The organism is Streptomyces sp. NBC_01707 (assembly GCF_041438805.1).
GTDB lineage: Bacteria > Actinomycetota > Actinomycetes > Streptomycetales > Streptomycetaceae > Streptomyces.
This window is the reverse complement of record NZ_CP109190.1, coordinates 7,612,252-7,631,851: the sequence shown is the minus strand read 5'-3', so window position 1 is coordinate 7,631,851 and position 19,600 is coordinate 7,612,252. Positions and strand designations below refer to the sequence as shown.

General features: G+C 69.3%; 13 protein-coding genes and 1 pseudogene. 7 read left to right on the top strand and 7 right to left on the bottom strand.

Features of this window, described 5'->3' with window-relative positions; translation table 11 throughout:
- Positions 1–170: 170 nt before the first annotated feature.
- The 3 genes and pseudogenes from OG963_RS34225 to OG963_RS34215 all read left to right on the top strand — a co-directional run.
- A pseudogene (locus OG963_RS34225) lies at positions 171–503 on the top strand (PadR family transcriptional regulator); the annotation flags it as partial.
- 200 nt (positions 504–703) lie between these two features.
- The gene (locus OG963_RS34220) at positions 704–1,900 is read left to right on the top strand and encodes an acyltransferase (protein ID WP_093774998.1); all 1,197 of its coding nucleotides are present in this window, start codon (positions 704–706) and stop codon (positions 1,898–1,900) included.
- Between the two features lie 228 nt (positions 1,901–2,128).
- Positions 2,129–2,908 (top strand): polysaccharide deacetylase family protein, encoded by a 780-nt coding sequence (locus OG963_RS34215; RefSeq protein WP_051878043.1) that lies wholly within the window; start codon positions 2,129–2,131, stop codon positions 2,906–2,908.
- A 411-nt stretch (positions 2,909–3,319) separates the two neighbouring features.
- Here the strand turns inward: OG963_RS34215 and OG963_RS34210 are convergent, their stop codons facing one another.
- Positions 3,320–3,547 (bottom strand): hypothetical protein, encoded by a 228-nt coding sequence (locus tag OG963_RS34210; protein ID WP_176902236.1) that lies wholly within the window; start codon positions 3,545–3,547, stop codon positions 3,320–3,322.
- Between the two features lie 1,287 nt (positions 3,548–4,834).
- Here OG963_RS34210 and OG963_RS34205 point away from each other — a divergent pair.
- Complete coding sequence (locus tag OG963_RS34205) at positions 4,835–5,869, top strand: lytic polysaccharide monooxygenase (RefSeq protein WP_371799790.1); 1,035 nt, start codon at positions 4,835–4,837, stop codon at positions 5,867–5,869.
- Between the two features lie 19 nt (positions 5,870–5,888).
- Here OG963_RS34205 and OG963_RS34200 read toward each other — a convergent pair whose 3' ends face one another.
- The 3 genes from OG963_RS34200 to OG963_RS34190 all read right to left on the bottom strand — a co-directional run bounded on the left by OG963_RS34200 (position 5,889) and on the right by OG963_RS34190 (position 11,474).
- Positions 5,889–6,782 (bottom strand): triacylglycerol lipase, encoded by an 894-nt coding sequence (locus tag OG963_RS34200; RefSeq protein ID WP_093929975.1) that lies wholly within the window; start codon positions 6,780–6,782, stop codon positions 5,889–5,891.
- A gap of 190 nt (positions 6,783–6,972) precedes the next feature.
- Entirely contained in the window at positions 6,973–7,980 is a 1,008-nt protein-coding gene (locus OG963_RS34195) for a hypothetical protein (RefSeq protein ID WP_371799789.1), read from the bottom strand.
- Positions 7,977–11,474 (bottom strand): DNA polymerase III subunit alpha, encoded by a 3,498-nt coding sequence (locus OG963_RS34190; protein ID WP_371799788.1) that lies wholly within the window; start codon positions 11,472–11,474, stop codon positions 7,977–7,979. The genes OG963_RS34195 and OG963_RS34190 overlap by 4 nt, the downstream gene beginning before the upstream one ends.
- A gap of 167 nt (positions 11,475–11,641) precedes the next feature.
- On the opposite strand from OG963_RS34190, the gene OG963_RS34185 reads away from it, so the two are divergent.
- Positions 11,642–11,764 carry a hypothetical protein gene (locus tag OG963_RS34185; protein ID WP_371799787.1) on the top strand — a complete coding sequence of 41 codons (123 nt, stop codon included), beginning with the start codon at positions 11,642–11,644 and terminating at the stop codon, positions 11,762–11,764.
- A 6-nt stretch (positions 11,765–11,770) separates the two neighbouring features.
- Here the strand turns inward: OG963_RS34185 and OG963_RS34180 are convergent, their stop codons facing one another.
- Together OG963_RS34180 and OG963_RS34175 are read right to left on the bottom strand one after the other, a co-directional pair.
- Positions 11,771–12,277 (bottom strand): hypothetical protein, encoded by a 507-nt coding sequence (locus tag OG963_RS34180; RefSeq protein WP_093774990.1) that lies wholly within the window; start codon positions 12,275–12,277, stop codon positions 11,771–11,773.
- Positions 12,258–16,133 (bottom strand): DNRLRE domain-containing protein, encoded by a 3,876-nt coding sequence (locus OG963_RS34175; protein ID WP_371799786.1) that lies wholly within the window; start codon positions 16,131–16,133, stop codon positions 12,258–12,260. The genes OG963_RS34180 and OG963_RS34175 overlap by 20 nt, the downstream gene beginning before the upstream one ends.
- Positions 16,134–16,585: 452 nt before the next feature.
- On the opposite strand from OG963_RS34175, the gene OG963_RS34170 reads away from it, so the two are divergent.
- Complete coding sequence (locus tag OG963_RS34170) at positions 16,586–17,098, top strand: hypothetical protein (RefSeq protein ID WP_319737387.1); 513 nt, start codon at positions 16,586–16,588, stop codon at positions 17,096–17,098.
- A gap of 151 nt (positions 17,099–17,249) precedes the next feature.
- Here OG963_RS34170 and OG963_RS34165 read toward each other — a convergent pair whose 3' ends face one another.
- Positions 17,250–18,335 carry a S1 family peptidase gene (locus OG963_RS34165; protein ID WP_093774985.1) on the bottom strand — a complete coding sequence of 362 codons (1,086 nt, stop codon included), beginning with the start codon at positions 18,333–18,335 and terminating at the stop codon, positions 17,250–17,252.
- A gap of 354 nt (positions 18,336–18,689) precedes the next feature.
- Between OG963_RS34165 and OG963_RS34160 the strand changes: the two genes are divergently transcribed.
- On the top strand, positions 18,690–19,580 hold the full coding sequence (locus OG963_RS34160) for an alpha/beta fold hydrolase (protein WP_319326849.1): 891 nt from the start codon (positions 18,690–18,692) through the stop codon (positions 19,578–19,580).
- Positions 19,581–19,600 lie beyond the last annotated feature (20 nt).

Sequence of the window (19,600 nt, the reverse complement as noted above, 5' to 3'; positions counted from 1 at the left end):
CAGACCGACCGCTCGCGATGGTGAACGGCGTCGCAGGCGCTGTCCGCACGCCGCTCCGGCGCACCCGTGGAGGGCGGGACGGGGCGCACGGCGCCGGGTGAAGGCGCCCGCCATCCCATATACATGGCATGTATACATGGCACGTATACACGCCATGTATAGTCCTGCGCATGTCCATAGGTCACACCCTCCTGGAGTCCGGTCAGCGCCATGGTTGCGACCTGAAGCGGACCTTCGACGAGAAGTTGGGCCACGGTCGGCCCCTACGCTCCGACCAGGCCGGTTCGACACCGTCCCGCCTGCCGAAACACGACCTCGGCCTCGTCGATACCCGGCGCGCGGAGCGTCCGCGCAGCAGGCACGCGCGCACCGGGCGCAGTCGCGCAGTTGAGCCGGCCGGCCGGCTCAGCTGCGACCGCCCCCTGTTCCACCAGGAGGTCGGCCTGCGCCGGCTGGAACTCACCGAGGCCCGCCTCGACCGGCTCCGCGAGGAGGTGGCCCGGATGACCCCTCCCACCGGCTCCCGGCTCGGCGCCGAGAACCTGCGCGGGGCCCACAGCTCGATCCTCGCCCTGGACGGCACCGACGTCTCCCTCCACCTCGGCGAGGTGGCGCCGGGCACTCACGAGGCACGCATGGCCGCCCACTCCGACCGCGAGACCGCCGTACGCGACGGCCGACCCCGGGACCGGGGGCACACAGCATGAATCCGGGCCTTGGAACAGGACTGCGGAGCCGGGACCACAGTCGGCCGAGTGGGTCCATCGACGCGAATCGACCACACAGAGCGCAGACGCGCCTGGCCGCGATAGACGGGCTCCGCCTGGTAGCAGCAGTGATGGTGGCCGCGTATCACTACCTGGGGACACCCACCCCGCACTTCTGGGGAAAGACCGAGCTCAGCGAATTCGCCCCGTTCCTGCATGAAAGCAGCCGCTACGGCTGGCTCGGCGTCGAGTTCTTCTTCATCATCAGCGGATTCGTCATCTGCATGAGCTGTTGGGGAAGGACTCCCGCGCAGTTCTCCGTCTCCCGCATCTCACGGCTGTTCCCGGCCTACTGGTGCACGGTTCTCCTGGTCGTCGCGCTCGTCCTGGCCGCACGGCTGGGCCAGTTGCCTGCTGCCACACGCATCGACCCTCGTACTGTCCTGGGAAACCTGACGATGGCCCCCGGACCCCTGGGGCTCGATCTGATCAGCGGGGTCAGCTGGACACTCTGGGTGGAGGCCCGCTTCTACCTGCTGATGGCCGTGCTGCTCATCTCCGGGCTTTCCTATCGACGAATGGTGGCCTTCTGCGGAGCCTGGCTCCTGGCCGGTGTCATCTCCCTCGAAGTTCACTCGCCACTGCTCAACGAATTCGTACTGAGCCGATATACCGGCCTCTTCGTCGCCGGAATCGTTCTCTACCTCATGCGCAGGTTCGGACAGAACCTCCTGTTGTGGCTTCTCCTGGGTTTCGCCTGGTGCTACGAACTCACCGTGCTCGAATTCCGGGTGGCCGACCATGTCACCACGTCCAGCGTTGAGGGCCGCCCCTCCTGGGCCGTGTGCGCGACCGTACTCACACTCTGTCTCGGGCTGCTGGCACTGGCCGGTGTCGGACCGTTGGCGGGACTGCAATGGCGTTGGCTGGTCACCGCCGGAGGGCTCACGTACCCCTTCTACCTCGTCCACCAAAGCATCGGAATTCCCTTGGCCAAGGGCTTGATCAAGGCGGTACCGGGGCTGGGGCCGTTGCCTTCGATGGCGTTGTCCGTCATCTGCATGCTGGGTCTGGCCGCGCTCATCTTCAAAAAGGTGGAGCATCGGCTCGGACGCCTCCTGCGACATCGCCTGACAATCGACCTGCATCTGCAGGACCTCGCCGCGGAGCCCGCTTTCACCCGCACGCGATAGCGCGATGTGAAACCACTCATAAGCGATCCGCCTATCGCTCAGCAGGTTTTATCAGTCCTGCAAGGTTCCTTTTCGTTCGCATGCCCACACCGTCGCTTCTGCGCACTTCAGGAGCATCTCTCGCTTCACGGCAACCGTGGAACACACGGACCGAGAGAAACACCCGAGTGCCGTGAAAGTCATCGACAACCGATTCCAGCAGCAATCCGATTCAGGGAAGGGTCTCTCATGCCCCTCAAAGCACGCATACGACGGTCTCGAATACTCATCGCCGTCGCAACAGCCGTGGCCGCCGTCCTGGCCGTGGCGCTGATTCTGGGCCTGACGGTCACGACCTACGATCACACCTCACCGCGCGCCGCCCGAGACAAGGCATCGGGAACGGTGGCCGGGAACGTCGACTGCCGCAAGGCGAAGTGTGTGGCCCTCACCTTCGACGGCGGCCCCAGCCTGACGACCCCCGGGCTGCTGGACATCCTGAAGCAGGAGGATTTGCACGCGACGTTCTTCGTGCAGGGCAAGGGCCACATCGCGAAGTACCCCGACATCCTGCGTCGCATCTCGGCCGAGGGGCACGAAATCGGCAATCACACCTGGACTCATAAGGACTTGACGGACATCGACGTGGCCGACGCCCGTCAGGAGCTGACCGGAACACAGGACGCCATCGAGAAGGTCACCGGTACCAGGCCCATCCTGATGCGCCCGCCGGAGGGCCGCACCAACCGCGAGGTGGCCAAGATCTGCCAGGACTTGGGCCTGGCGCAGGTGCTGTGGAGTGTCACGGCCAAGGACTACGAGACGACCGACTCGGCCCTGATCACCAAGCGGGTGCTCGACCAGACCCACCGCGACGGCATCATCCTGCTGCACGACCTGCACAAAGGGACCGTGCCCGCCGTCCCGGGAATCATCAAGGCGCTCAAGCAGCGCGGCTACACCATCGTCACGGTGTCGCAGCTGCTCGCCCCTGCCGAGCCCCAGCCGGGGATGGTCTACCGGCCCTGAACAACCGCAACGGACAAGCGCCGTGAGGCAACGGCAGGCGATGTCCGTCACGGCGGCGTCATGAGGAGCGGCAGTACCCCCGACGCTCGACACCCTGGTCGGCGTACGGCCCCCGGAGGCGTCCGGTCCGCCGGGTGGCTCCTGGGAGCCGGATCGGGAGCCGGCCAGCACGACATCGGACGGGCTTCCCCCGACGACCACGGACAGCCCATGGCGCATCAAGGCTGCTCACGGGGGCCCACCGGCCGGCTTTCCTGAGTGATGTGAGCCGAGTCGGCGTGTGTCGCGTCCGCCAGGCGGGGTCACCTTCTCGGGGAGGGGGAGCCGGGTGGGGGCATGCGGCGGAAGGGGGGCGACGGACGGGACGCGCCGTCGCCCCCCGATGACGATCCTCGGGTGAGGCGGTGATGCTTAGTAGCCGCCGCCGTAGCCGCCGCCATAGCCGCCGCCGTAGCCGCCGCCGTAGCCGCCGCCGTAGCCGCCGCCATAGCCGCCACGGCCGCCACGGCCACCACGGCCACCACGGCCGCCGTAACCGCCACGGCCACCACGGCCGCCGTAGCCGCCACGGCCACCACCTCGGCCACCTCGGCCACCACCTCGGCCACCGCGGCCGTTGAAGATCGAGAAAGCGCTCATGACGTACCTCCTGTGTGACTGGATGTGCCGGAAGGACTTCGCAGCCAATTGGTCGCCTGGGATCGGCCCCAACGGCACCGAAGACATTCATGCAGCTGGGGTGGGACCCCTTGGCCAATCCGGCGTGGACTGGGGCGATCGATCAGAACCCTCTACGAACGTACCTAGATCAGCCTAAGAGTGCTCGTTCATGCACAGACAGTGACAGCCCTCGTGTGGGTGTGTGACACCTCGGTGGATGTCTCCCGAGGGCGGCAGAGAAGCGACCCGGTTCGCGGCGCCGCCACACGGCTGCGGAACCTGCCTTTGAGGCTGTGCGATCAATGCTGACGTGAACTCAGTAGCCCTTCGCCACATACAGACTGACGTCACATCATGTGTCGTCGGACGGGATGTGCCGTTGACCGCCGCCCGCCATGGGACCGCGCTCGGGCAGCATCGGAGCGGGATGCCACGACCCTCGGGCAGCATCGGAGCGGGGTGCCACGACCCTCGGGCACGTGATCGGAATGGTCGGGAATCGCGTCAGCCATTCAGGTGACGTGACCACCTGAAGAACTCTGTCGCCGGAGGACATCGAGACCGCTGGTCTGACTGCAGTCTTTGACGGCAACACCGGTGCACCCTGCCGTACCAGGAAAGTCGATGCCGGACGCTGCGCAGGACGCTGGCGAGCCGCATACCCGGCCCTTGGGCCGCCGGAAGGAACTCCTGAAGCGGTGTTCTCCGGGCACCTTCCCCCAGGTGTGCCCCAGGAGCGTCCAGCAACGGAGAAGCCACAGGTGAGAGGGGCTAACGGGAGTTCTCTGCAAATCTGCCCCACCGAGCGGGCCTGTCCGAGGGGGTCTGCACAACCTCACCCTCGCCGGGTAGGGCGGCGACCATGCTCAGGCGAACCCGCCGGTCACGTCTGCCGGCGGAGGCGGTGTGTGGCGTGGCCACCGCGCGCCCACGTGTTCTGACGCGGCTGCCCGAAAGGCTTCCATCAGCGCGGACCCGGGATACGTCCCGAACACTTTGTACTTCCATGGGTGACTCCCGGGGAGCCAAATGGGGAGCCACCCAGCACGACATCAGACGGTCTCCCCCGGACGACCACGGACGGCCCATGCGGCATCAAGGCTGGTGACAGGGGCTCACTGGTGGGCTTTCCTGAGCCCCCTCTTAGACGCTCCTTAAGCCCGCCATAAAGATCGCCGAGTGCCCCTTCCAGCAGCAGTTTTCGGGTCGGCGGGCGGCTAGCTTCTCCTCCACGCAGACGTGAACCGCCTAAGGAGAAACGCCACCATGACCGTGATCAGGACCGCTCGCCGCAAGGCCGCCGCAATCGTCACGCTCGGCGTGACGCCGCTCGCGCTGACCGGTCTCTCCGCGATTCCGGCGGCCGCGCACGGCTCGATGACGGATCCGGTCAGCCGAGTCTCCGCGTGCTTCGCGGAGGGGCCCGAGAATCCGAAGTCGGCGGCGTGCGTGGCCGCGGTCGCGGTGGGCGGGACGCAGGCGCTGTACGACTGGAACGGGGTGAACATCGCCAATGCGGCGGGAAATCACCGGCAGTTGATCCCGGACGGCAAGCTGTGCAGCGCGGGCAACGACAAGTTCAAGGGGCTCGATCTGCCGCGCGCCGACTGGCCGTCGACCAAGATGGCGGCGGGCAGCCACACCTTCCACTTCCGGGCCACGGCACCGCACAAGGGCTCGTTCGAGCTGTATCTCACCAAGGCCGGATACGACCCGACGAAGCCCCTGAAGTGGTCGGATCTGGAGTCGGAGCCGTTCGCCACGGCCGCCGAACCGAAGCTGGAGAACGGATCGTATGTGTTCGACGGCACCGTGCCGAAGCGATCGGGACGGCAGCTGATCTACACCGTCTGGCAGCGCTCGGACTCCCCCGAGGCGTTCTACGCCTGCTCCGATGTGGTCTTCGGGGGCAGCGACGGCGTTACCGACGGGAGTGGTTCGGTGGGCGCGGTACCCGCGCCGACCGCGTCCGCGCCGACCGAGCAGGAGATCGCCGGGGGCGCCGACAAGTCCTCCGTGGAGCACGGCGGTCATGGTGACGACGATGCCGGTACGGGCGCGAAGGTCACCCAGGCGGCTCCGGCCGCGGGATCGTCGGCAGGCCCGTCCGAGGCGAACGCACCCGAGCCGGACAGCGCCACCGGCCCCGCCCCGGCGGGCGAGAGCCTCGCCGAGACGGGTGGCGACGGCAGTACCCCGTACCTTGCGATCGGCGGTGCGGCCGCGCTCGCCGTCGGCGCGGCCGCCCTGTTCGCCTCGGTCCGGCGCCGGGCCGGTGAAGCGGCCCGACGCGGACACTGAGAGGCGGTTCGGGCCTGGCCTAACCGATGACGGAGGCGCAGGTGGTCGGGGTGGCGTGCGCCGGGTCCAGGGCGTTCGCCACCTCGTGGTAGGCGATCAGGTCCACGGTCCCGATCGCCACATGCTCGGACAGGTCGACCGGGCACAGGTCCTGGAGCAGGACGTTGCGTACGTTCGGCCCGTTCAGGTACTGCGTGCGGTACGGGGTCACGACCTCGTCGTACCTGGTCGCGATGACCGTGTACCGCACCCCGGGCACGGTGTCGCCGCCCGCGTTGAGCTTGGTGATGAAGGGGGACCCGGCCATCTGGTCGGCGAGACCGGGCGTGTGGGTGTTCAGCAGGTCCTCGGCACCCGGGAAGTACGGCAGCAGGTTGGTCAGCCCGAGGAGGGTGGTTCCGTGGTTGTCGGGGGCGAGTCCGATCAGGGCGTTCACCTTCGCGGCGCCCCCGAGGAACTTCAGGTAGTAGTTGGGCATCATGCCGCCCTGGGAGTGGCCGACGATGTCGGCCTTGGGCGCTCCGGTGGCGGCGAGCACCCGGTCGACGAATGTGTCCAGCTGGCCGGCCGATTTGTCGATCGGGCCGAGGCCGTTGAAGAACGGCACGCCGGGCAGCTGCCCGTAGTCGAGCGAGTAGACGCAGTAGCCCCGGCCGACCAGGTACGGGGCGAGGACGAGCCAGTTGTCGATCGAGTTCCCGAAGGTTCCGTGGACCAGGACGACGGGGCGGGGGTGGGCTGCGGAGGGTTTGCAGGAGTAGTCGTTCCAGCCACGGGAGGGAGCTGTGGCGGCGGTGGGGGTGGCTGCGGTGGCGGTCGCCGTGGGGGTGGCGAACGCTGCGACGGCGAGGAGCAGTGCGACGATTCGTCTCCGCGCACGCGGGGTGCGCGGCGCACGTGTCCAGGGCAGCATCGTGTGGTCTCCTTGCGGCTCAAGGGAGTTGCGATGTCACTGCGCCCTGCGGCCCGGACCACAAGTTCTGTACCGACGTTCTATGTGCTCATGCCAAATTACGCGCGAGTAAGGTAGCGGGGGAAGTTACGCGTCGGTAAAAACTGACGCAGCATCATTCTGGATCCGGACCGATCCCTATGACGGCAGGTCAGGCAGCGAGTCGGCCCGGCATCACGGCCTGCGGACCGAACCTGGCCCGCAGAAGGTCCGCCACCGCCTCGATCCGCCGCGCCCGTTCGTCGACCGGATCGAGCGACAGCTGATGGGCGGCCCGTTCGCGGTCCGTGAGCCCCTCGGCGCGCAGCCCGATCCCTCGCACCCGGGCCCGCTGCAGCCCGAACGAGTCATGGATCCGGTAGGCGAGTCCGGTGAGCTCCGCGGAGTGGGCGGTGGGCTCACGGAGCGTACGGCTGCGGGTCAGCGTCGAGTAGCCGGTCCGATCGGCGTAGCGCACGGAGACCGCGAGCGCCCGGCACACCTGGCCGTCCCCGCGCATCCGGGCCCCCAGCTCCTCGGCGAGCGACATGAGTGCGCGGCGCTGCCGCTCCGGGTCCAGCTCGTCGCGCGGGAAGGACCGCTCGGCGGCGACCGACCGGGCGGCGGCGTTCGGCACGACCTTCGTACGGTCGATGCCGCGCGCCCGCTCCCACAGTTCGCGCCCGGTCCGTACTCCGGTGATCCGTTGCAGAGTGGCGAGCGGAGCCGCCGCGATCCGGCCGACGGAGTCGAGCCCGTATCCGCACAGGGTGCGGGCGGTAGCCGCCCCCACACCGTCCAACGCGACGGCCGGCTCGGCCGCGAGGAACGCGGCGCCCCCGCCGCCGGGCACCACGGAAGTCGTCCCGGGCGCGGCCCGCCGCGCCGCCATCCGGGCCAGCATCGGATTCTCGGCCGCTCCGATCGCACAGTCCACCCCGTGCAGGGCGAGCGCACGGACCCGGATCACCGCCGCCAGCCCTGCCGCGTCCCGCCCGAAGTAGCGCAGCGCACCGCGCACATCGGCGAGCGCCCCGTCCGGCGGCGCCGCCTCGACGACCGGGGTGAACGCGCCGAGGAGAGCGAGCAGCCCGGTGTAACCGGCGCTGTCCGGAAGGCCACCGCCGACCTTGCGGAACCGCAGGTACAGGATCCCCGGCTCCTCGTACGTGTCGCTCATCCCGCACTCCCCGGGGACTGGTGCCACAGCTTCCTTCCGGTGGCGACGCCTTCGCCGGGCGGCTGGAGGTCGGACCAGGGGTTCATCTCGTATCCGGTCGGCAGGTGGATGCGGCGGCCGTTGTCGGCCACCCGGTCGCCCGGGGGCTCCTCCTCCGCTGCGGGATCCTCCGCCAGCCGGGCCGCGACCGCGTCGAGTCCGCCGGTACGCCGCAGCTCGGCCAGTTCCGCCAGGTTCCAGGCGGCCTCACCGACCACGCTGAGACTCTGCGGCCCGCGCCGCTGCACCACTCCACGCACGAGCAGCAGCCAGGAGTGGAAGACGGTGTGCGCGCAGGCGGCGTGGCTGTCGTCGAAGAAGGCCAGGTCGACCAGGCCCGTACCGTCGTCCAAGGTGGTGAAGATGACCCGGCGGCCGGACCGGACCGGTGGCGTCTGAGTGGCCGCCTTGGCGCCCGCGACCAGCACGGTCTCCCCGTGCCGCGCCTCGCGCAGCCGCTTGGCGGAGACCGCGCCGAGCTCCTCCAGGAACGCGTGGTGATCACCCATCAGATGGCGGGAGACGTCCATGCTCAGAACGCCGAGCTCGGCGCTGAGGCGTTCCGCGTCGTTCAGGTCGGGCAGGCCGATCGAGCCGGTCTTCCGGCCGTCGTCGAGCGGGAGTTGCGCGCCACCGGATCCGGACCGCGTCCCGGTTCCCCGCTGGGCGCGATGGAGTTCGGTCAGATGCAGCAGCAGATCACGGCGGTTGGCGCCGAAGACGTCCAACGCACCGACCTGGGCCAGCCGTTCGGCGGCCGGCTTGCCCGGCCGGGCCCGCTGCCAGAAGTCCAGCAGCGAGGTGTAGGGCCGGCCGGCCTCGATCCGGGCGACCTCGGCCTTGCTGATGCCATGGACGTCCGAGAGCGCCAGTCGCAGCCCCCACACTCCGGAACCCTCCCCCTTTCCGGACACCAGTTCGATTTGATGGGCGGCCGCCGACCGGTTCACATCCAGCGGCAGCACCGGCACACCGCGCCGCCGCGCGTCCGCGAGCAGCAGCCGCTTCGGGTACATCCCCGGGTCATGGGTGAGCAGCCCGGCGTAGAAAGCGGCCGGGTGGTGCGCCTTGAGCCACGCCGACTGGTACGTCGGTACGGCGAAGGCGACCGCGTGCGCCTTGCAGAAGCCGTACGAGCCGAACGCCTCGATGATCTCCCAGGTCCGGGCGATCACTTCGGCGCTGTAGCCCTTCGCCGCCGCCCGCTGCGCGAACCCGTCCTTGATCCGGCCCTGCTGCTCGGGGTCGGAGAGCCCGCGCCGCACCCGGTCGGCCTCGTCCCGGCCGCAGCCGGTCATGATGTCGACCATCTCGATGATCTGCTCGTGGAAGACGACCACGCCGTATGTCTCACGCAGCGGTCCCTCCAGGTCGGGGTGGGGGTAGCGGACGGGCGCGCGGCCGTGCCGGGCCTCGATGAACGGCCGCACCATGTCGGCGGCGACCGGTCCCGGCCGGAACAGCGAGATGTCGACCACCAGATCGTGGAAGGTGGCGGGCTGCAGCCTGCCGACCAGGTCGCGCTGACCCGGCGACTCGATCTGGAAGCAGCCCAGCGTCTCGGCGGTCCTGATCAGCCGGTACGTCTCCGGGTCGCCGGGCGGCACGGCGTCCAGGTCGACCTCCTGGCCCGAGGCCCGCTTCACCTCCATGACCGCGTGCGCCATCGCCGACTGCATCCGTACACCCAGCACATCGAGCTTGAGCAGCCCGAGGTCCTCCACGTCCTCCTTGTCGAACTGCGCCATCGGGAAGCCTTCGCCGCTGGTGGGCATGACGGGCGTACGACGCAGCAGCGAGGCGTCCGAGAGGAGCACCCCGCACGGATGCATGGCGATGCCGCGCGGCAGGGCGTCCAGCGCCTCCACCAGCTCCCAGAGCCGCCCGTACTTCTCCTTCTCCCGTGCCACCTCGCGCAGTTCGGGCAGCTCCTCCATGGCCGCGCGGGCGTCGCGGGCCCGGATGTGCGGGAAGGCCTTGGCTAGCCGGTCGGTCTCGGCCGGGTTCATGGAAAGCGCGGCGCCGACGTCCCTGACGGCATGGCGCACCCGGTAGGTCTCGGGCATGGCGACGGTCGCGACCCGCTCGGCGCCGAAGCGTCCGATGATCGCGCGGTAGACGTCGAGGCGACGGGCGGACTCGACGTCGATGTCGATGTCGGGCAGCACGAAGCGGCGCTTGGAGAGAAAGCGCTCCATCAGCAGCCCGTGCTCGACGGGGTCGGCGTGGGCGATGCCCAGCAGGTGGTTGACCAGGGAGCCGGCCCCGGAGCCACGCGCAGCCACCCTGACCTTCATATCCCTTACGTCATCCACGACTTGGGCGACCGTCAGGAAGTAGGAGGCGAAGCCGTGGTAGCCGATGATGTCCAGCTCGTGGTGCATCCGCTCCCAGTAGTCGCGCCTGCGGTCGTAGCCGCGCAGCACCATGCCGGCGGCGGCCCGGGAGGCCAGTACACGCTGGGCGGTACGGCGGCCCGCACCGACGAGGTGCGGCTCGGGGAAGTGGACGGTGCCGAGGCCGAGGTCGCGCTCGGGGTCGACGGCGCAGGCGTCGGCGGTGCGCCGGGTCTCCGCGAGCAGTCGCGCTCCGGCATCGCGGCCGAGTCCGGCGGCGGAAGTGATCCGCTCGGCGGTCTCCCGCATCGCACGGTCGTCCTTGAGCCAGCGCTCACCGCTGTCGAGCGGGGCGCGGCGCGGATCGACGGGGACGAGCCTGCGGGCCGCGTCGAGCACATCGGCGACCGGGCCCTGCCCGGCGTCGGCATACCGGACGGCATTGGTCAGCACGGCCCGTACCCCTTGTTCGGCAGCGAAGCCGACGGTACGGGCGGCAAGCCGCAGCGACCCGGGGCCGGTGCCTTCACGCCCGTGATGGACGGCCTCGAGGCGCAGGTCGTCGCCGTAGATCTCCCGCCAGGGCGCGAGCAGCACGGCGGCCCGGTCGGGGCGTCCGGCGGCCAGCGCCCTGCCGACCTCGGAGGCCGGGCCGAGCAGCACGGTGAGCCCTTCGGCGGGCAGCGCGGACCGGTCGACCAGGGGCTGCCCGGCACCGGTCTGCGGGTCGCCGGTCACGGCATGCGCGGCGGTGACGAGACGGCACAGCTCCGCCCAGCCGCGTGCGCCGTCCCGGGCGAGGAAGGTCACCCTGGGCGCCGATTCATCGACGAAGGCGCCGCCACGGACCGGGGTCCGCAGCCGGTGCGCACGCCCGCCCTCCGGCGTACGCTCCGCGCTCTCCCCCTCCACCGCGAGCCCCACCCCGAAGAGCGGCCGCACCCCGGCCCGGTCGCAGGCCTTGGCGAAGCGGACCGCGCCCGCGAGGGTGTCGCGGTCGGTCAGCGCGAGGGCATCCATCCCCCGCTCGGCAGCGCGCTCCGCCAGCCGCTCCGGGTGCGAGGCCCCATAGCGCAGGGAGAACCCGGAAACGGTGTGCAGATGCGTGAACCCGGGCATCCGCACCTCCTGGACCGATCCGTACTCACCACCCCCTCGCTCTCCACCATAGACTAAGTTTCGAACATTCGTACGATAATCGAAGGCGCACCCGAGACGCACCCGCTCTTCCGCCATTCGACCCGCCCCGCCTGCACGAATGCCGGACTTCCCCGGACCGTGAGGGCATGACCTGCGCCGACGAGGTGAGGAACGCCATCACCGCGCGGGCCGCGCTGCCGGTCCTCGGCGCAGACGGCAGACGTAAGGGCCGGACGCTCGTCGTACGAGCATCCGGCCCCGGGCCGTGACCGGTATCAGTCGGCCGGAGCGAGTGCGTAGCCCCACCACACACCGCGCTCCCTGGCCAGTTGGATGTGTACATGCTTACCGTTGGACAGAGTGAGTTCGGCCTCGGCCGTACCGCCCTGCGGTGCCTCGATGCGCTGCAGGAACGAACGGCTGTCGCTCACCGGTCCGGCGTGTGCCATGACCGGGCCGCCACCGGCCGCCGGTGCGAGCGGGCGCAGAAAGTCAGAGGACTCCTGGGACGCCGCCGCACCGTCGGGGTATCCGTCGGCCAGCGCGTCGATGCCCTTCACGTCACCGTCCGCCAGACGCTGGACGAACACGGTCAGGAAGGTACGCATCTCCTTGGACGGGGACTCGCCCTGGTAGGTGACGCTCACCTTCGGCTCGGCCGCGACGGTGTACGGGGTGTCGTCGGTGCGGTGGAACCACCAGAAGGAGGCCACGCACAGGACGACAAGGGCCGCGGCCACCCCGGTGAGGGTGGCGGCCCGCTTACCAACGCGGAGTGACATGGGCGATCCAGACTGAGCGGGGATGGTTGCGACTGCGTGCGGACGCCATCGTCGTCGTCCGGTGCTTGCTGGTGTGCTGCGCGATGGTGACGCGACTGCCGGACTTGGAGATGACCATGGACGCGTGCTGGATGGGCTTGTTGCTCTTCCACTGCCAGAAGACGACATCACCCGGCGTGGCCTGGCTGTCGTACGCGCGCCAGGTGACCTTCGCCTCCTTGTTGAAGAAGGAGAAGAGGTGGTTGGAGGCGGCCCAGGAGTACGTCTGGTTGCCGAGGAAGCCGTAGCTCCGCCACCAGTAGTGATCGCTGCGGTACCAGCCGGGCCTCTTCATCCCCATCTTGCCGCCCCGGTTGAGGGCCTTGGAGACGAAGTTGGTGCAGTCGGTGCCGAACTCGTCCTTGTCGCCGGCGTGCTTCTTCGCCCAGGCGGCGGCGCCGGAGCGGTTGAGCGAGGCACGGGCCGCGACGGGTGCCGGGTCGGGGTCGGCCGACGAGAACCCGTCGGCGTCCGTGGCGACGGCAGGGGCGTCCAGTGTCTCCGGGGCTTCGTCGGCATCGGTGCTCTCCGACGTCACCGCGACACGTACGCTCTCGTCCGAAGGCAGTTCGCTGTAGACGTCCCGGTCGTCGCTGATCCTCTGGAGGACGGGCGGTTGGCCTGCGCCCGCGAGCGCGAAGACGTACTCCTCGTCGGTCTCCTCCTCTATCGGGTCCGAGGTGTCGCCGCCGTCGACCTCCGTCCGCGCCCCGGTGCGGGTGAGCCGCAATGTCGCGGTACTGCCGGAGGTACTGACCACCGCCTGCGACAGATCGCTGGTGAAGTCCCGGTAGGCGATGTCGTGGCGGGTGTTGGCGGCCCGGTCGGCCAGGATCGAGGGGGCCTGGGCCCGCAGCAGTGTCTCGAAGGACGAGGCGCGCGTGGACGCCGCGAGCGCCGCGTCGACGGTCGGGTAGGTACCGGACAACAGCCCGTCCGAAGCGGTCGTGAACTGCTTGACCACGTCCTTCAGCGCCGCCTCGTCGGCCGCTGCCGCACTGGGCCTGACCAGACCGGAACGGGATGTCTGGCCGGGGCCGTGGGCGTTCACGGCCGCCACCTCGACGGTGTAACCGGTCCCGTTGTCGAGGCTGTCGAAGACGGCCCGCCGGTCGGTGGTGGTGGCTTCGGCCACCTGTGTGTCACCGCTGTCGAGGACCGTCACCCGGAAGGTGAGGTCGTCCATGGCGGAGGTACCGGTGTCCTGCGGCGTGTTCCAGGTGGCGACCAGACCCTTGTCACCCGCGTCGGCACGCACCTCTGTCGGTTTGCCCGGGGCGGTCGCCGGAAGGTAGGCGACGCGCAGCCGCGGCCGGGTGTCCATGACCTCGGACGAGCGCGAGGAGATGTAGGTGATGCCCGTCGTGGTGGCGCTCTCCTCGTCACCGGCCCGTACCGCCAGACCGTTGTTCGACTCCGGGTCGGAGAACCACTGCGTCACGGCGTCGGTCAGGTCGAGCGCTGCGGGGTCGGCCGCCGAGGTGGCGTAGGCGTCCACGCTCTCCGCGGCGCTCAGCGAGTCGAAGCCTCCATCCGCCGGATCCCAGGGGTCGTTGAGCGGATGGGTCTCGATCTGGTGCGCCTCACAGATGCCCAGGCAGCCGGCAGCATCGAGCGTGAGGGTGGCACCGACGATCCGGGCCCCTCCGGGGAGGCCGGACAGGTCGGGCTTGAGGTAGGTACGCCAGTGCGTGCTGTCCTGCGCACCGACTCTGAGCAGTCCGTCCTGGACCGGCCGGGCATCCCCGCTCGGCACGGATGCGTCGGTAGTCACCGGTAGGGTCACTGTGACCGGGTCGGGCTGCACGGGGGGCGTCGGCACCTTCACCGTGAAAGCGTTGGGCGTGGTGTAGGCCGAGCAGCCGCCGGCCGTGCAGGCACGCATCTGCCAGGTGTACGAGGCGCCGTCGGTGACGATTCCGTCCCCGATCTCGAGCGCCGCCCGCTTGCCGCTTTCCACACTGACCGAAGCCAACGGAGTGCTGCCGACAACTGCACCCGCGGAGGTCCTGAGGACGAACTCGGCGGTCGGCGTGCCCGCGCCGGGGGCGGTGATGACGCCCGACAGGATCGGGTTCAGTGTTTCGGCACCGCCGGTGCGCGGTGCCTGCGGCAGGTCGGCGGGCGCGGGCGGGGCCTTGGACAGGTCGACCTTGAACGCCGTCGACGAGGACCAGGCGGAGGTGTCGGTGCTGTCCGTGGTACGGGCCCGGAATCCGTAGGTGTGACCGTCGGTCAGCTTGCCGGCCGGGATCTTGACGTTGACCGTGCTTCCCGCGGCGGCGGAGGCCGTGGTGCCGGAGGCCACGGTGGCCGCGCCCTCGGTCACCTCCCAGTTCGCGGTCAGCGCGTTGTTGTCGGCGTCCGAGGTACGGAAGGCGAAGGACGGTGCCGTGGAGGTGACGTACACCTGGTTGCCGTCGGTCCCACCCGGAGTGGGGGCGCTGACCGTGGGCGTGCCCGGCTTCGTGTTGTACGTGACGGACAGATACGGGTCGTTGCTGGTGGCGTCGGAGGAGTTGAACCGCTTCCATCCGTACGCGTCCGACTCGTCGGTGGCACGCAGACCGAGGTTGCCGACCGTGGCACCCTTCGTGGCCCAGTCCTTGACGAGGGTTGTGGTGTCGGCGCTGACATATCCGGCCGCGCACGTCGAGGAGAAGCCCTTGGTGGCGGTCGAGGAAGCGGACTTCGCCGTCCACGCGGGCTGGTTGGTCCACCGCGTCGAGGCGGATGCCGCGCCGGTCGACCAGACCTCCCAAGCGCGCGGGGAGCACGACCAGGAGTGGTACTCGTACAGGTTCAGCGAGGACGACAAGATGTGCTTCCCGCTGAGAGAACCGGTCGCGAAGCTCATGAAGGAGCGGGCGATCTGCCCCGAGCCGTTGTTGCCGAGCTTGAGCTCGGTCGCGTGCGACTGGTCGGTGCCGTAGCCCTGCTGGACGAACGTGTCGAACGTGTCGCCCAGTTTGAGCGCGGGGTCGATGGTGACCGGGTAGCGGGTGCGGTCGTCCTTGAGGAACGCGGGGTCGGCGGAGAGCCTCAGGTCCACGCTGTCGCCGCGCTGTACGACGTCCATCGTGACCTTGCCCCGGTGCAGATGTTCACCCGAGCGCTCGTCGGTCGTGGAGTCCCACATGACCGGTGCCGGTATGGAGCCCACCGGCAGGCCACTGGATCTGTCCAGGAAGAAGACACTGCCGTCCAGACCGCGCCGGGCCGTCAGCCCGGGGGCGGACAACGGCAGAGTGAAGGTGCCGCTGTCGGTGGCGGTGCGGTTCTTCAGGACCACGTACTGCTCGGCACCGGTACGCGTCGCTTCCACCACGATGTCGGTGGCGGGCAGGGCGTCGCGGTACGTGGCGGTGTCACCGTCGACGGACGGCTCGGGCAGGGTGCCCTGCCATCCGAGGGTCAGGGCCTGGTCCCCCGAGCCCATCCGGATCAGTGGCGCGGTGCCCTTGCCGGTGTACGCGCCGGCCAGGCGAAGCCCCGCCGGGTGGGCCTTGGCCGCGTACGATCCCTTGGCCGCGCGCACCAGATCGGCATCCACGGTCCGCCAGCCGTCCGCTGCGTCCTCGTCGGGCAGACGGATCGGGGCGGCGTGGTAGTCCACCGTCACGGTGCCGTCACCGTTCGCCCAGGTGGTGGTGGTTTCGGTCCGCTCGCTGACGGCCTCGACCTGGTGGCCGGACCGGGCTGCGGCTTGCTGTGCCTCGGCCAGACCATCGACGGGCACGGTCGCGGGCGCGCGGTCGGTCGCGTTCCGCTCGGCCCGGACGGTGGTAGCAGATGCTGTGGTGCTGATGAGACTCATAGCGCAGGCGGCTATGAGGGCAGCACGAAATCTTCGTTTGGTGAGCACGAAGCTCTTCCCCCCATGATGTCTATGCTCCCGTGGTCAGACGGGAGTTGGAATCTAACAGCCCCCTCTCACGCGAATCGCTGCCCGGAAGCACTCCACCTGGCCCGTTACGAGTTCGCCGGGTTGCGGATGGGTCGTTGTTACCTACGGTGTTGCGTGCACGGCCCAACGGTCCGGACGGGCGCGTGCAGAGGAACACCCTTGAATGTGCGCACGCGTCGGTCGCCGCGATCGAGATCTCGCGTGCCCACCCGACGAACCGCTGCTCTCCCGATCGCGATTCGGCCCCGTCGGGCCGGCGTCACCAGCCTCAGAGGTCGCCGTCGAGCCCATCACCCGCCCCGGGTACTGTCCGCTTGTTCGAATCGAGCCCCGAGCCAGGGGCTGCACGCGGGAGGGGCGTCATGAGTGGTGCGGAATCGGTCGACAGCATCCGGAAGCTGAGCGACGAAGAGGGCGGAGAGCTCGCGGGCCGCTGGTGGAAATGGGCACTGTCCGCCCCTGACGACCGCAGCCCGGTCGAGGACACAACAGGCGAGCACGCCGCCTGGAACCAGCCGGACGACCTCTGGTTCCTGGCCGGCACCTACGGCGGCAAGGTGGTGCGGCGCTGCGCGATTCCCTCGGACCGGCCGGTCTTCTTCCCGGTGCTCAATATGCAGCACACCAGGTCGTACTCGAGGGTGCCTCAGTCCATGACGGTGGCAGAGGCCACGGCGTCGCTGAACAGCATTCCGTTGCCGCTGCAGGAGTTCTCCGCACCGTTCAGGACAGGGCTGACCCAGCGCTACGCATGGGGCATCTGGGGCAGCATCGCGTCACTCAGTCCCGGCCAGTACGTACTGGAGATCAAGGCCAGGGCCACGAACGGCTTCTGGGTCGACACGACCTACCACCTGGAGTCGACGGCCTCCTGACCAGGGCCGCTCTGCGAGTCCGGCGCCGACCGGGCGTCTCGTCGAAGCCCCAGATCCTCCTCATCTGGGGCATGCCCGGACTCGTTCGTCGGCCGGGTCCGATCGCGGACCCGGCCGACGAACGGGGGACAACGCCCGATGGCCCGTCTGATCAGCCGATCTCGGCCCCGAACGCGGCCAGCGCCTCGGGCACCGGCTGGAAGAACGTCTCGCCGCCCGAGGAGCAGTCGCCGCTGCCGCCGGAGGTCAGGCCGATCGCGGTGTCGCCCGCGAAGAGCGAGCCGCCGCTGTCGCCCGGCTCGGCGCAGACCGTCGTCTGGATGAGGCCTTCGACGATGTCGCCGTTGCCGTAGTTCACCGTGGCGTCCAGGCCGGTGACCTGGCCGTCGTGCACCTGGGTGGTGGATCCGCTACGGGTCACCGTCATGCCGACGGTGGCCTCGCCCGCCTTGGTGATCGGCTGGGTGGAACCGTTGTAGAGGTCGACCTCACTGGGGTGCGGCGTGTCGGAGGTGTACTTCACCAGCCCGAAGTCGTTGCCCGGGAATTCGGAGCCCGCGTTCGTACCGATCTCCGCGCCGCCCTGCGAGTCGGACCAGCTGCTGATCGCCTCGGTGCAGTGTCCCGCGGTCAGGAAGTACGGCTCACCGTCCTTGACCACGTTGAAGCCGAGCGAGCAGCGCCCTCCGTTGCCCCAGATCGCGTCGCCGCCGGCGATGAACGGCTTGAACTCTCCGGCGGTCTTCTTGAGTTCGGCCTTGCCGCCCAGCCCCTCGACGACCGTGCTGAGTCTGTCCCAGGCCGCGCCGTCGACCGTGCGGTCGGCGGTGACGACCACCTTGTTGCTGACCGGATCGACGGCCCATGAGGTGCCGGGGATCGTGGCCTTGGTAGTGAGCGTCTGCCGGGCCGACGTCAGCTCGGCGAGCGAGTTCGTCACGACCTTCGCCCTGCCGCCCGCCTGCCGCACCTGCTCGGCGGCGGCCCGGTCGACCACGTTCACGACCAGGTTCTTCGACTTGGCGTCGTAGTACGAGCCGGCCGCGTCGCCGCCCAGATCCTGCCCGAGAGTGGTGGCGAGCTTTCCGGCCGCGTTCGCCGTCAAGGTCCGGACGGTGAACTGCGGTACGTCGTCACTGGCGTTCGCACTCTGGAACGTGACCCCCGCTGCGACCAGGGCGACAACGGCCGATCCGGCCATGACCGCGCGCTTCCTGGATATGCGTCGATGCTTCAACTTCTACCTCCTGTGGGGCCGTACACAGGCAAGTGGGGTGCCTGGGTACGGAGGATGGAGCCGCCCACTATTCCGATCGGGCCGATAGCACACAAGGTCGACTTCAGGACGCACACACGACAGCACCGTTTCGACCGCGCCGCGTTCACTTGTCCGGCATCACGCCATGTCGGTTCCGTTTGCGAACACCCCGTGCAACCGGCCCGTCGGCAGTGGGTAAGGACTGGACCTGTCCGATACTCATCGTTGATTTACCTCAATTGGCATTCCACACAGCGACTTTGATGGTCCATCATCGAATTGCACGGAAAAGTCGGGCAACTCGGTGCCCGCACGAGTTGGAGGAGGCGCGGAGTGCGCAATCGGGTGCGCGCAAAGGACGGGCGGCATCTGATGGTGGAGCGTCTGGGCGACCCGCGGGGCAGACCGGTCTTTCTGCTGCACGGAATGCCGGGCAGCCGACTCGGCCCGGCACCGCGCGGCATGGTGCTGTACCAGCGCAAGACACAGCTGATCGCCTACGACCGCCCGGGTTATGGCGGCTCCGACAGACTCGCGGGCCGCTGCGTGGCGGACGTCGTGGAGGATGTGCGGGCCATCGCGGACTCGCTCGGGCTGGAGCGATTCGCCGTGGTGGGCCGTTCCGGCGGAGCCCCGCACGCGCTGGCCTGCGCCGCGCTGATGCCCGATCGGGTCACCCGTACCGCCGCCCTGGTCGGGCTGGCCCCCTGGGGCGCGGACGGCCTCGACTGGTTCGACGGGATGGCCGCCTCCAATGTGCTGGCGTACTCCACGGCGGTGGCCGATCCGGACGGACTGGCGGAGTCGTTCATCTCGCGGTCCGCGGTGATCAGACAGAACCCGGTTCGGCTCATCGACGATCTGCGCCGGGAGCTGACCGACTCCGACCGGGTCATCGTCAACGACGCCGGGATCCGTTCGATGCTGCTGCGCAACTACCGTGAGGGGTTGCGTACCTCAGCGTACGGATGGATCGACGACGCGATCGCTCTCTGTACCCCGTGGGGCTTCGACCCGGCGGACATCACCGGCCCTGTGATGCTGTGGCACGGCGAGAAGGATGTGTTCTCGCCGGTCGGGCACTCGCGCTGGCTGGCCGGGAAGATCCCGGGTGCCACCGCGGTGCTGGAGCCGACAGCTGCGCACTTCGATGCGCTGTCCGTGCTCCCCGGCATCCTCAACTGGCTGCTGGAGGAGCCGGACACCGCCGCCTTGGAGGCCTGACCCAGGCCGAGGCCCGCCAT

Coding starts and splice junctions, on each gene's coding strand:
- OG963_RS34220 (WP_093774998.1), top strand. CDS start 704: ATGAATCCGGGCCTTGGAACAGGACTGCGGAGCCGGGACCACAGTCGG.
- OG963_RS34215 (WP_051878043.1), top strand. CDS start 2,129: ATGCCCCTCAAAGCACGCATACGACGGTCTCGAATACTCATCGCCGTC.
- OG963_RS34210 (WP_176902236.1), bottom strand. CDS start 3,547: ATGAGCGCTTTCTCGATCTTCAACGGCCGCGGTGGCCGAGGTGGTGGC.
- OG963_RS34205 (WP_371799790.1), top strand. CDS start 4,835: ATGACCGTGATCAGGACCGCTCGCCGCAAGGCCGCCGCAATCGTCACG.
- OG963_RS34200 (WP_093929975.1), bottom strand. CDS start 6,782: ATGCTGCCCTGGACACGTGCGCCGCGCACCCCGCGTGCGCGGAGACGA.
- OG963_RS34195 (WP_371799789.1), bottom strand. CDS start 7,980: ATGAGCGACACGTACGAGGAGCCGGGGATCCTGTACCTGCGGTTCCGC.
- OG963_RS34190 (WP_371799788.1), bottom strand. CDS start 11,474: ATGCCCGGGTTCACGCATCTGCACACCGTTTCCGGGTTCTCCCTGCGC.
- OG963_RS34185 (WP_371799787.1), top strand. CDS start 11,642: ATGACCTGCGCCGACGAGGTGAGGAACGCCATCACCGCGCGGGCCGCG.
- OG963_RS34180 (WP_093774990.1), bottom strand. CDS start 12,277: ATGTCACTCCGCGTTGGTAAGCGGGCCGCCACCCTCACCGGGGTGGCC.
- OG963_RS34175 (WP_371799786.1), bottom strand. CDS start 16,133: ATGAGTCTCATCAGCACCACAGCATCTGCTACCACCGTCCGGGCCGAG.
- OG963_RS34170 (WP_319737387.1), top strand. CDS start 16,586: ATGAGTGGTGCGGAATCGGTCGACAGCATCCGGAAGCTGAGCGACGAA.